Consider the following 13,166-nt stretch of genomic DNA (forward strand, 5'->3'; position numbering starts at 1 on the left):
GGTCACGCGCTCAGTCGGCCCCACGTTTTCATAGAACTCACATGCTGAAATACCTCACCGTCCCCGTCACCCCGTTTGCCCAGAACTGCTCCATCGTCTGGTGCGACCAGACCATGGACGCCGCCATCATCGATCCCGGTGGCGATCTCGATCGCCTGCAGGCCGAGATCAAGCGGCTGGGCGTGACGCTCAAAGCGATCTGGCTCACCCATGCCCACATCGACCACGCCGGCGGCACGGCAGAGCTCGCGGAACGCCTGAACCTGCCCATCATCGGCCCACACCCTGGCGACCAGTTCTGGATCGACGGCATGGTGCAGCAAGGCAAGATGTTTGGCTTTCCCCACTGCGAACCTTTCACGCCCACGCGCTGGCTGGCCGATGGTGATGTGGTGCAAATTGGGCAGAGCCAGTTGAACGTGCGCCACTGCCCCGGCCACACGCCCGGCCATGTGGTGTTCCATTCCCCCGAGGCCAAGCGCGCCTTCGTGGGCGATGTGCTCTTCGCCGGCGGCATCGGCCGCACCGATTTCCCCCAAGGCAACCAGGCGCAGTTGGTCAGCAGCATCCGGGAGCGCCTGTGGCCCATGGGCGATGACACGGTGTTCATTCCGGGCCATGGCCCGGAAAGCACGTTTGGGGAAGAGCGGCAGTTCAATCCGTATGTTCGGGCGCCCTGATTGCTTCTTGCGATCGAGATGGAGGACTCATCCTCGTCGAGGAACGATGTCGAGCAAACCCATTTGACTTGCCTCGAAAACCGCTTCTGAGCGAGATCGCACGGAGAGTTTCTCGTAGATGTGCTTTATGTGGGTATGCACCGTATTCACACTGACTCCCTCAAGGCCACCGATCTCGGCGTAGCTGAACCCTTGGGCAATGCGGGTCAGCACAATCAACTCTTTGGGGGTGAGGTGCGTCAGTCCCTGGACTGGGGAGAAGGCTGGTTTGTCTACCTTGGGTCGAAAGCGCTTGAGTACAAGGCGTGCGATATTCGGCGTGATAGGTGAGCCTCCAGCGTGGAGCTCTCGGATACGGTCGCAAATTTCACCATGGAGGCTGTCTTTGAGTAGGTAGCCTGCCGCGCCGGCTTCAAGAGATCGCACCACATGCTGCTCGTCTTCATACAGGGTGATCACCATCACGGCTGTCTTTGGGCAGCGCTGCGCACAGTATGAAATGACCGCGAGACCTGGTAAATCAGGTAGGCCCAAGTCACAAAGCAGCACGTCGGGTTGATGCCCTTGCAACCAAGTCAGCGCCGAGCGGCCATCAGCGAAGCTGCCCACCAATAGCAGATCGCTCGATGCTTGTATGGCCGACTCAAAGCGATCCATGCAAGCCTCATCGTCCTCCACGATGGCCACGGAAATGGGGCTGGACGAGGTTGTCATATAGGGTGTTCATCATAGATAGATCTGTCTGTGCAGGCTCACCCGAATAGGTGATATTCGCCCGGCGAAGGCAAATACTTCAGGCCCACTCAGCGCGTCGGCCTTCGGTTGAAGTACAAAGCAGACACTGCCCTACTGGCGGGAGGCCCAAATGCATCTCAGAACGTTGTCGGCATTGCTGTTTTGCTTTCTGATGTCTCACGTGCATGCGCAGCCGAATGCGAACGAACTGGCATTGGGTGTGGTCGTTGTCGACCGCGCGATCTTGGAGATGAATGGTCGATCAAAAGAGGTCAAATTGCCTGACGCGTGGGCTCAGTCTGGGCGAATGGGGCAAGCAACCTACACTTTGACGCTGACCATGAGTGATAAACCTCGTGAGGCGTGGGCAATATATTTTCCAAGGATTGGCAACAGGTTTGAAGTCACGGTCAATGGCCATCAGGTTGGGAAGATCGGAGCGATCAGTGACTTGTCGACTGATTCCGCCTTGCGCCCGCACTACTTTCGGGTGTCGGATTCGCTGCTTCAGTCTGGCGCGAATCAAATTCACGTTTTTCTAGAAGGCGAGCGGAATCGATACGCTGGGCTCTCGCGGGTTCACCTGGGACCAGACCGACTGCTTCGCTTGGACTACGAATGGCGTTACAACCATCAGGTAGGGGGAGCCGTCGCCCTGACCATCGTTTATGTGGTGTGCAGCTTGTTGGCCCTTGTGCTCAGCTTAGCCCTGCGGCAAGTGAGCGATCTGCTGTTTGCGTTGGCGACCGCATTTGGCGCTTTTCGCACTTGGACCACGCTTCTAGAAACCCCGCCGTTTGATTACCACTGGTGGGCTTGGGCCGTGGATATGAGCTACGCCGCCTCCATGGCGTGCATATACGCCTTCTATGTCAGAGCAATGGGGCTGAACACACGAAGGTGGGATACAGCGGGCGGTTTCTATGTTGCCGTAGCTCTGGTGATGGTGACTTGGCACAGCCAAGCCGAGAGGTCAGACATCCGCTCGATTTGGTTAACGTTTTGTTTGGCCTACGGCGTCTTTCTGCTTGTCGTCGTTGTGCACCAGTGGTGGCGCCACAAAACCCTCACCACAACCGTGTTGGCCGTGGCATCAGTGGTGGCCGCTGGCTTCGGTGTTGTCGACTACCTGCGAGTCTTCAATCATCAAGATGGCTATGGAGGGACCCCATTGCTTCGTTTCACTGCTGCATGCTTTGTGGTGGCGATGGTCTTCGTGGTAGCAGACCGACTGATCACAAGCTTGCGCCAGGAGCGGGCTTTGCGAATTTCAATAGATAAAGAGGCTGAGATGTTAAGGCTGGAGCTCGCCTCTCAGTATGAGCAACAAGCGATAACCCATGCGGAGACTGCCCGAACCCAGGAGCGCCAACGCATCGTGCAGGATTTGCACGACGGAATGGGCCTGCAGTTGACCGGTCTTTTGGGGCTGGTCGAAAAAGACACCCTTGATCTGGGTGAGGTTCAAAGTGAGGTGCGACACACCATCGAGCAACTGCGCACCTTGGTGGACGGCTCCGAAACCTTTGACGGAACCTTGGCGGAATTGTTGGGACACATTCGGCACCGAATCGAAACTCGTCTGCGAAGGCAATCCATTGCGCTGGAATGGCAGGTTCGCGGAAGTGCTGAGTGGGTCGATACGGCGATCGACCCTATCGCTGCGCTGAACCTGCAGCACTTGATGTTTGAGCTTTGTACCAACGTGCTCAAGCATTCCGGAGCAAGAACCGTGACGGTGATATGCGAATTAGGCGTGCAAGCAGGTGATCTCACAAGATTTCACGTTTGCTTTGAAGACGACGGTCGTCAACCGCGAGGGACGATTGGGCGGACATCCGCTGGACAACGATCCATTGAACGCCGTGTCCGGCAACTGCAGGGCGAAATTGCAGTTGACCATCCCGGTGGGGAGGGTTGGCGCAACAGCCTGTCTTTTTCCTTCTCAAACCTGGTGTTGAAGCTCGCTGAGTGAGCCCGATAGGGCATGAGCGAGATCCGCGCATGTCCGAAGCTCCCTCAACTGAGATCGCCGCTCCGCGTGCTTGTAAGCGTGCTATGCCAAAGGCCGCGAGAGAGGGAGGCAATCTCCAGCCGATAAAAAGTGGCTCGGATCACCTGAATTGGTGATGTCCCGAAGGACAAGTGGAGGGAGTATTGGCGCAGCAGAGGCATTTCCATTTCATGCGGTGATCTGAGCTTGGAACACCAAGCACCAGCCTCATTTCTGGATATTCAGTACCAATTTATCTGACCAGGGAAAAAGCATGCAAAGCCTTGAGGTCCGTCAGCCCAGCGAATGCCTTCTCAGCAGCGCTTCATTGCGAAATGGATGGGAATTGACTCAGAGCGCAATACTGGGCGCACGAGTTCAATCAGCCGAGTCAATATCGCTTCCAACGACCTTCCCTGCAGAGATTGAAGGCCTGACTGCACAGCCAGTCAATTGCCGCTTGGCAAACCACGCATTTCGAGTGGATCTATCTAATGGAAGCTCTTGGCATTTGATGTTCAAAGGCAATTGCTTCTACGTAAATGCCAGCTCAGGGGTCGACCATTCGAGTACCAACTTTTTCCCGGTGGCTGCAGCGAAGTTTGAGGAGCGGAAGGATTTCTATATCTCAACCGGGAAAGCACTGGAGAAGTGGAGAAGCTCGATATTAGCGACCAATGAAGCATTCATATTTTCATTGAAGAAAAGTGGATGTCTCTGAAGGAGCTACCTTGAATAGCCGGCAACAGAGTGAATTTTCGAAAAAGAGGGACATTGCCATGCAAAAAAATATGATTTCAACCTTCCGGGGGCGGTAATACTTGCTCTAGGCATGCTTTTATCAGCTTGTGGCGGGGGCCAAGAGTCGGACGGATCCAGTGGTGCATCGGAAGGTGCAACCCAATGCATTTCGTTGAAGCGCCCCGCAAACAGCTGGGCGCTAATGAAAAATACCTGCAATTACGATATTGAGGTGGCATGGTGTTATCAAGGCGGCGACTGTAAATACGGGAATTGGGGAGTATCAAATCAAGGGACCGTTTTGGCAGGAGCCGAAAGAAGTGCCAGCACACTTACCAGCAGGAGCAGTCGATTGAGTATTCATTACATAGCTTGCAAGGGGCGGAATAGTTACCCAGTCGACACCAGTGCCACATCTGGTTATTGCAAGTACTGAGAAGGTGGTCGTTGGATATTTGCGAAAACTATAGGCTCCCTGCGTAGGGGCATAAAAATGCACGAATAGGAAGCGATCTTGATCCCAATATTTGGGGCCGCGTGGGCTGAGTCATATCTAAATAGGCAAACCATGGGCTTCAATCAAACGACTCAGAATGAATGCATAAGTTCATGGGCGGGAAAGGCCAGTTTCGCCCGCAGAAATGTGAGATGGATACCCATTTCATTCGATCAGAACACGTTGTCGGGGGTGGGGATGACCTCCGGTACAGAGACGAACCCCGACGAAGACACATCAACTCTTTTCTTGAAAGACTGTCATGAACTCGAATTTCAAATACCGCATCCCCCTGGGTATCGCCGGGCTGCTGGCCACCTTCCTTTCTGGTTGCGGAGGTGGCGCGACTCAAAGCGACATGGCGGCGAGCCGAGTCAAGTCAACGCAGCTTGCCTCTCCAGCAGGAGCCGGGTCAGAGAGTGGTGTTTCACCCGTTGCGCTCCCTGCCGATTTCGGGATCCCTCAATCACCCGCCCAAATTGAGGCCATGGCCAAAATTTTGAGCCCCTATTTTGGTTCTGGAGGCGCCCTGAGATCGGAGGCTCTGCTCAATACGACCAAGGGTGTGGTCTTGCCGAAAGCGGCGCCATACCCCAAGCCCGTCTATCGCTTTCTGAATAGCCGCACGGGCGTTCATTTCTACACCATCACGGAATCTGAGCGCGACTACATCATCGCCAATTTCCCCTGGTTCAATCTTGAGGGCGCTGGGTTTTATGCGCAGCAAGGGCCTGTTTCTGGCCTGAGTCCGGTGTACCGCTTTGACAACCTGGTCACCGGAACGCACTTCTACACCATCAGTGAGGCCGAGAAAGACAAGGTGGTCGCTGACTACCCGGCGATCTTCAGGTTGAGTGGCCCGGGCTTGTGGGCCAGCGCTGCACCCGCGCCAGGGTGGGTGCCGATGCACCGGTTTTTCAACCGCTCCACCGGCACCCATTTCTACACCGCCAATGAGGTGGAGCGCCAGAAAGTGGTGGCGAACATGCCGACCATGAATTACGACGGCATAGGCTACTACGTGCGGACGAATGACGGTCCCGTGCTCACCGGCGTGGTCGCGGTAAATGGCCCTGTGCAAAACGCGGTGGTCTGCCTGGATGTGAACCTGAACAACGCTTGTGATGGCAACGAAAAACAGTCGGCCAAAACCGGTACCAACGGGGTGTATGACATTTCCTTCCCTCGAGATGAAGTGTCCGAAGCGACCCAGGCGGCTTCGCCTTTGATTGCCGTGATGGTCCCCGGCCTGGCGAACAATCCCAACACCACACTCGATATCGATCTCGGTTTGGGGGATGGCCCACAGGTGACCCACGCAGGGTTTGTGATGCGTCAGGTGCCGGGCAAGACGGGGCCGATCAACCCGCTCACAACCTTGGTGGCCGCTGGTGTCGCGGGGGGCATGACCGAGGCGACCGCGCGAGGCAATGTGGCGATTCAGCTGGCGATCGCTGAAGCGAAGATCGACAACTACCAGGATGATTCACCCATCCACGTCGGAGGGCTGACCGACAACGCCCGACTGATGGCTGGGGTGACCCAAGGCGTACTGGAAGATGGCATACCTTTGGAGGTGGGCGATCAGAATGCCTCCAGCGCGGAACAGCAGGGTGATTTGCGTAGCCTGCGGTACACCATGAATGGCTACCTCAGCTATCTGGATTTTTTGCTGCCAGCCAAAGCCGCAGGCACCCCGGGAATCACATTGCTGGACCGCCGGCTCACCTTTGTAGCGGGTTCGTCAGTGAATGCGGATGACTACAACCAAGCCTACCTGACCGATGCCGGGTGGCTGCGTTGCGACTACTTCGTGCCGATTCAAGCGACCCTGGGTGTGCCCAGTCGCAGCACCTTTTGCAACGCACAGCGTGCGGTAGGGGCGCGTTCGTATGCGAGTGTTGCAGGGAGGCCGATGGCTGAGGTGGTGACGCAGTTGCAGTCAGACCCATTGAACTTCATCAATACGGGTGGGCTGTCTACGGGCAACTTGCTTGCGGCATTGGGCAACGCACAGTTTCCATCAGGCAGCAGCGTGCGTTTGGGCACTTCATTGAACTTGAACCAACCGATTTACATCAACAGCATCAACACAGACGGCAGGCCACAAATCGAAGCCACCACGCTGGAGGCGCTTATCGCGGCCTGGCCAGCGGCGAGCGTGAACCTCAGCAATGGCGGCGGCACCCTGAGCCTGGGCTTGGGCAGCGGAGACTTCAAAAACCTGCGTGTGGCATTCACTGGAATCACCAGTGCAGCGGGTGGCTCAGTGCAGTTCTATGAATGCGACCTTGATTCGAATCAGCAAAATCCCTCGAGTTGCATCGCCACCAGTGCAGGCAGTTACGCCATCCAGACCATTCAAGGGGCCCGGGTGATGAGCTTTGCCGGCCATGCAGAAACCGTGATGAGCCACGTTCGCCACTATGTCGAGGTGAAAGCCGACCACCAGGCCAACAGTGTCATCGGCTCGGGGGATTGGGTGTTCCTGGCCCGGCAACTGAAGCCACACATCAGCTCTAACCAGTCTGAAAACAAGCGCCTGAACCGCACGGGCTGGTCGGCAATGAAGGCACAGTTGGGCTTGTAGGTGTACAGGTGGCGCACCACAGAAGTGGTTCGAGGGATGCTGTCGGCGCACGGGTTGCAGTCTGATCGCTGAAATACGGGTGGGCCAAGCTGGCCAGTGTCAAGCAGTCTGCAGTTCCAGATCGTTGGTGTCGATGATTGGCAACTGCCGACCGCGTTTGGCGCAGAGGTCGCATCCCTCTGGAGTCTTTTGGTCGAAAAAAAGCCCGCCCGCGAGATGCGGTGCGGGCTTTCAATCGAGCCGGTGAAAGGCTTGATCAGGGAGCTCGGAGCAGTCGAATGGCCGAGCTGGCGTTGCGGCTCAGGCCGGCAATGTTGCCGCTAGAGAAAGTTGCCGGCAGGGAGCGGTTGGTTTGGGCGTTGTATTCAATCGGTGTAGACGTCCAGGTCGAATTGGCAATCTGGCCTGGGAACGCATCGGTGTCGTTCGCTGCGTTGGTCTTTCTGCAATCCGCCAAAGAACCCAGCTCCTTGATCTGGCCTAACGCCGCCACCCGCTCTCAGCGAGTTTTGTGTGCCGCTGCCATGGCGTTCAGGTCGTTACGTGGTTGCCGCTCCAGGGTTGGCACTTTTGGCACCGGCGCGATATCCCTATCGCACCTGGAAGAACTGGGCGAAAGGGTCTGTTAACCCGGTGCCTGTATCGCCAGCACCGTAAACCAGCAGAAGGCGGCGGTGTACAGCCCGGCGAGCGTCCAGGTCACAGAGCCAGGGGAGCGGTCAATCCGGCCCTTGATGGCACGGTACATCCGGACATCGACCTCGCCGATGGGAATGCTGATCAGAAACGCTGCCGCGATGACCACATAAAACTGGGTGGCCACGGGCCGATCACCCATCAGCTCGTAAAGCGTTTTGATGACTGGCACGTGGCACAGATACAGTGCGTAACTGTATGAGCCAAGCTTGTCGCCCAGGTAGTTGAGTGCGGCCTTGGAACGGAGGAAATCCACACCTTTGAACTGGGTCAAGCTGTGAACAATGAGGGCTGAGCCTATGCCCATGCCCCAACGCACACCCACGACACTGTGCGATGCGCCGGCAATGAATACGGCGTAGGCAATGAGCGCAGCAAGGATGGGGTGGGGGCTGACCCGCTTGAGCACCAGCGGAAACAGCATCCCCAAGGCAAAGCTCACGTTGAGCGACACCAGTGGCAAGGTGTAGGGATGAAAAACATTCACGGCCGGGTTGTCTGGGGCCACGATGTTGTTCACCAGTATCAGCGCCAGCCAGCCGATCAGGAACGAGCTGGCCTGTGCCGTCTTCTTGAACAGAATCAAGAGGAAGACAAACATGTAGAACATGATCTCAAAGACCAGAGTCCATTCAATGCCCAATGGATAGCTGGTCTTCCCATACGGGAACAAGGTCATTGCGTGCAGGTCAAGCAAAGCGCGCGCAGGCGAAACGAAGCTGGCGAGCACCACCAGTGCAACCACGAGAAAGAATGCCGGGTAAATGCGGCCGATTCGATGCAGGAGAAACTGGGGCGCTGTCGATTTCGTCATGGCCGAGGCCATCAGGCTGCCCGACAGCGCAAAAAACAGCGAGACGCCCACCGAGCCATACCAGGTGGGAAAGCGCTCAAGCCCGTAGCTGCTTTGTTTGATCAGGTCGAGGTAGACACTGGCGTGGTAGATCAACACCATGGAAGCGGCCACAAAGCGCAGCCACTGCAGGCTGACGATCTTTTTTGAGGAGGTACGGACCCCTTCGAAGGGAGGTAGTGTCATGTGTCCTTGGTTCCTCGGGGCATTGGAAGGTGAAGCAAGACGGCGTGATTCGTCGGGGCACTGTGCGCTGGCTCGCACATATGAGCCACATGTGTCATTGGAGGCAGCGTTGGCGCTGATCAGCCCGTGATCCTACCCGAGCTGTTTGGGGTGGCTCTCGCCGAGGCTGTTGTCGATGTGCGTAGGGCCATCCCAGGCTCCGGGTAGGCCACGCCAAGGGTGGTGATCTCGCGCCTTTGAAGCGTGGTTCAGAGGCGTGCGTGGTGGCGTTGCCGCGAAGTGAAGCGGGAGTCAATCAATAATGGGCTTTCGTTTTCGCCTGACCACTTGCGCGTCAAACCGACCATGACCCCCACGCCCACTTCCGATCCCACTGCGCCCGACTCGAAACCCACCTGGGGCGAAACCCTGCGGGTGTACCTGGAGCCGGCAAGCCTGCGCATGTTGACGCTGGGCTTCTCCGCCGGTTTGCCACTGTTGCTGGTGCTGGGCACGCTGAGCTTTCGCTTGCGCGAGGCCGGTCTGGACCGCACCACCATTGGCTATCTCAGCTGGGTGGGGTTGGCTTATGGATTCAAATGGGTCTGGGCGCCGCTGGTGGACCGTTTGCCAATTCCCTTGCTCACCCGATGGTTGGGGCGGCGGCGCAGCTGGCTGCTGTTGTCGCAAGGCGCGATCATGGCCGCGCTGGTGGGCATGGCCCTGGCCGATCCACGCACCGAACTGACGCTGGTGATCTGGTGTGCGCTGGCGGTGGCGTTTGCTTCGGCCACGCAGGACATCGCGCTGGACGCCTTTCGCATCGAATCGGCAGACGCCAACCACCAGGGAGCCCTGGCCGCGACGTACCAGACCGGTTACCGCATCGCCATGATCTGGGCCGGCGCCGGGGTGTTGTGGCTCGCGGCCCGCGCTGAAGTCGTGCCTGTGGCCGATGCAGCGGCCAACGCTGTGCCGGGCGCGCTCTACCAGCAAGCCGCCTGGACCACGGCCTATCTGGTCATGGCCGCGAGCATGGTGGTCGGTGTGCTGACGGTGTTGTTCACCCGCGAGCCGGTCCGGATCGAGATGCCGCCTGCCCGCAACGCTGCCGAATGGTTGCGCAGTGCCTTGGTTGAGCCTTTTGCCGATTTCCTCAAGCGCTATGGCAAACAGGCGCTGTTGATCCTGGCGCTGATCGGTGTGTACCGCATCAGCGATGTGGTGATGGGCATCATGGCGAACCCGTTTTATGTCGATATGGGCTACACCAAAGACGAAGTGGCTGCGGTCACGAAGGTCTACGGCATCGTCATGACGCTGGTTGGCGCCTTCATTGGCGGCGCGTTGTCGCTGAGGCTGGGTGTGATGCGGGTGCTGATGCTGGGCGCGATACTGTCGGCCGCCAGCAATTTGCTGTTTGCCTGGCTGGCTGGCCATGGCCACGATGTGACGGCGTTGATTGCGGTGATTTCGGCAGACAACCTGAGCGCCGGCGTGGCCTCTGCGGCCTTCATTGCCTATTTGTCGAGTCTGACCAATGTGAAGTACTCGGCCACGCAATATGCGTTGTTCAGTTCCATGATGCTGCTGGCGCCGAAATGGTTGGCGGGGTTTTCAGGCGTGTTTGTCGATGCGCAGGGTTACGCAACCTTCTTCATCGCCACGGCACTGCTGGGTCTGCCCGTGCTGGTGCTGGTATGGCTGGCCACCAGGGCTATACCGCCGGCGGATCGGTCGCCAGAAGCGCCTTGAGCGCCCCCTTCTGAACCTTGCCCAGGGCGGTTTTGGGCAAGGCCTCAACGGCCAACCAGCGGCGTGGCTGCTTGTAGCGGGCCAGTCTTTCTTGCAGATGGGACTGGAGTGGGGCGGCCCAGCCTTCGCCCGCCGTGTTGCCAGCCGCCAAAACCACCACCGCCACCGCCACCTCGCCCCAGCGTGGATCGGCCTGGGCAATCACGGCGCATTCGCTCACCAGCGGGTGGGCAAGCAGCGCGCTTTCGATTTCGGCCGGATAAATGTTTTCGCCGCCCGAGATGATCATGTCTTTTGATCGGCCGACCACGGTGAAGCTGCCGTCGCCTGCCTGCAAAGCGAGGTCGCCCGAATGGAAAAAACCCTCTGGATCAACCGCAGGGAGGTCGGGCCAGTAGCGTTCGGCCACGTTGGGGGCGCGAATGCAGATTTCGCCCACCTCGCCCTGCGAGACGGTGGTGCCTGAGGCGTCGCAAAGCTTCACTTCAACGCCCCCGCCCGGCCAACCGCAGGTGCCCGCATGGCTTTTCGCGTGGTCTGGCGGCAGTGCGACGGAAAACGGGCCGGTTTCGGTGCTGCCATACACGTTACAAACCGGGATGCCGCGGTCATGGAAACCACTGAGGGCGGCGGTTGGCAAAACGCTGGAGCCGGCCCACACCGCACGCAAAGAAGACAGGTCGGCTGCTGGCCATCGCGGGTGTTCGTACAAGGCTTTGAGGGTCGCCGGCACTTGCAGTGTCAGCGTGGGCCGCTCGTTTTCGATGGCGGCCAGGGTTGCACCGGCATCGAAGCGCGCGTGGAGCAAAACGGTCGCGCCGACCGACAGCGCCGGCAAAGTCTGAATGCACAGGCCACCCACATGGAACAGGGGCAACACCGTGAGCACGGTGTCGCTGGCGCCCATGGCTTGTGACTGGGCGGCGATGGCCATGTTGCTCAGCAAGTTGCCCTGGGTGTGTACGGCGGCTTTGGGCAGACCGGTGGTACCCGATGTATAGACCAACAAGGCCGGGGTGTGCCAGGCGTTGTCTGGCTGGGGTTGGCCTGGCAGCGGGGCGGGTCGCTCGGAGGCGAGGGCATCGGCGGCCAGCGAGGGCACCCCGGACGACCTGGCCAAGGCGATGGAGGCCGGCGCGAGGTGGTTGTCGTGCACCAGCAGGGCCGGCGTGCAGTCGGCCATCACCGCACGCCATTCGGCAGGCGAAAGCCGGTGGTTCAGTGGCACCAGCGTGGCACCGAGCCGCGCCAGCGCAAACAGCAGAATTATTTGTGCCGGGTGATTCAGGCCCAGCCAGGACACCCGGTCACCTTGAGCAATGCCGTGGGTGGTCTGCAACTGAGAGGCGACGGCGTGGCTTCGGGCCAGCAGTTGCGCATAGGTCAGCTGAACGGGTTCACCACTGTCCAGCGCGGTGTCGCGCCACCACAGGGCACAGCCATCGGGCTGGACTTGCGCGACCCGTTCCAGCATCGCCTGGAGCGATCGGTCTGGCGGTGTAGGAGGGGGCGATGAATCGGTTGGCATTCACGTAACTTTACGCCAGCCACACGCCACAGCCATGTCCGCGCGCGACCATGGCATCACCTTTCCCAGCCGGTACACTGAAACCCATGAGCACACCCGCACCCGTTCGCCTGTTGATGATCGAAGACGATGCCCGCCTGGCACATATGGTCGTTGACTACCTGGGCCAGTCTGGCTTTGCAGTGACCCACGCCGGTGACGGCGAAGCCGGGCTGGAGCAGCTGCCGCTGGTACAGCCCGAGCTGGTGATTCTGGATCTGATGATGCCCGGCATCGACGGTCTGGAAGTGTGCCGCCGCATCCGCTCGTTGCCCGATGGCCTTGCGCGCATTCCGGTGCTGATGCTGACCGCCAAGGGCGATCCCATGGACCGCATCATTGGCCTTGAGCTGGGTGCTGACGACTACCTGCCCAAGCCCTTCGAGCCGCGCGAGTTGCTGGCCAGAGTTCGGGCCGTGTTGCGCCGGCGCGGCGAACCCGGTCAACCGGCAAACAAATCCACGCCGACCTTGCGCTTTGGCTCGCTGGAGATTGATCGCGATGCGCGAACCGTGCAGGTTGGCGAGACGGTGTGCGATCTCACCTCGTATCAATTTGACCTGCTGGTGGCGATGGCCGAGCGGGCCGGGCGTGTGCTTACCCGCGATCAGATCATGGAGGCCGTGCGCGGCCGTGAGCTGGAGGCTTTTGACCGCAGCATCGACGTGCACATTGGCCGCATCCGCAACGCCATCGAGGCCGACAGCAAAGACCCCAAACGCATCCTGACGGTGCGCGGTGTCGGCTATGTGTTTGCCAAACAGCAAGATTGATGGAACACCCCTGCCCCGCTTCGCGTGACCTCCTCAAGGGGGCGACACTGGCCGACCGGCAAAGCCGGACCGACGGTGCCCTGGAAGCGTGTCCGCACATCGGGTTTCAGGAAACGTGTTGG

8 protein-coding genes are annotated in these 13,166 nt (G+C 59.0%); 5 read left to right on the plus strand and 3 right to left on the minus strand.

From position 1 onward, the window contains the following. Positions 1-41 precede the first annotated feature (41 nt). On the plus strand, positions 42-680 hold the full coding sequence (locus tag LPB072_RS01605) for an MBL fold metallo-hydrolase (RefSeq protein WP_066095248.1): 639 nt from the start codon (positions 42-44) through the stop codon (positions 678-680). A gap of 27 nt (positions 681-707) precedes the next feature. On the opposite strand, the gene LPB072_RS01610 is transcribed toward LPB072_RS01605, so the two are convergent. Continuing rightward, positions 708-1,394, minus strand: coding sequence for a response regulator transcription factor (locus tag LPB072_RS01610; protein ID WP_066095251.1), 687 nt, complete (start codon positions 1,392-1,394; stop codon positions 708-710). A 151-nt stretch (positions 1,395-1,545) separates the two neighbouring features. On the opposite strand from LPB072_RS01610, the gene LPB072_RS01615 reads away from it, so the two are divergent. Continuing rightward, positions 1,546-3,390 carry a sensor histidine kinase gene (locus LPB072_RS01615; RefSeq protein WP_157559217.1) on the plus strand — a complete coding sequence of 615 codons (1,845 nt, stop codon included), beginning with the start codon at positions 1,546-1,548 and terminating at the stop codon, positions 3,388-3,390. Positions 3,391-4,907: 1,517 nt separating this feature from the next. Then, positions 4,908-7,235 carry a hypothetical protein gene (locus LPB072_RS01625; protein WP_231943383.1) on the plus strand — a complete coding sequence of 776 codons (2,328 nt, stop codon included), beginning with the start codon at positions 4,908-4,910 and terminating at the stop codon, positions 7,233-7,235. Positions 7,236-7,860: 625 nt separating this feature from the next. Here the strand turns inward: LPB072_RS01625 and LPB072_RS01635 are convergent. Beyond that, positions 7,861-8,970 (minus strand): acyltransferase family protein, encoded by a 1,110-nt coding sequence (locus LPB072_RS01635; RefSeq protein ID WP_066095266.1) that lies wholly within the window; start codon positions 8,968-8,970, stop codon positions 7,861-7,863. Between the two features lie 345 nt (positions 8,971-9,315). Between LPB072_RS01635 and LPB072_RS01640 the strand changes: the two genes are divergently transcribed. Next, on the plus strand, positions 9,316-10,704 hold the full coding sequence (locus LPB072_RS01640; RefSeq protein ID WP_066095268.1) for an AmpG family muropeptide MFS transporter: 1,389 nt from the start codon (positions 9,316-9,318) through the stop codon (positions 10,702-10,704). Here the strand turns inward: LPB072_RS01640 and LPB072_RS01645 are convergent. Beyond that, positions 10,667-12,232, minus strand: coding sequence for a class I adenylate-forming enzyme family protein (locus LPB072_RS01645; protein ID WP_066095271.1), 1,566 nt, complete (start codon positions 12,230-12,232; stop codon positions 10,667-10,669). The two genes, LPB072_RS01640 and LPB072_RS01645, sit on opposite strands and share 38 nt — an antisense overlap. Positions 12,233-12,318: 86 nt before the next feature. Between LPB072_RS01645 and LPB072_RS01650 the strand changes: the two genes are divergently transcribed. Then, positions 12,319-13,044, plus strand: coding sequence for a response regulator (locus LPB072_RS01650; RefSeq protein WP_082877131.1), 726 nt, complete (start codon positions 12,319-12,321; stop codon positions 13,042-13,044). Positions 13,045-13,166 lie beyond the last annotated feature (122 nt).

The organism is Hydrogenophaga crassostreae (assembly GCF_001761385.1).
GTDB classification, from domain to species: domain Bacteria; phylum Pseudomonadota; class Gammaproteobacteria; order Burkholderiales; family Burkholderiaceae_C; genus Hydrogenophaga; species Hydrogenophaga crassostreae.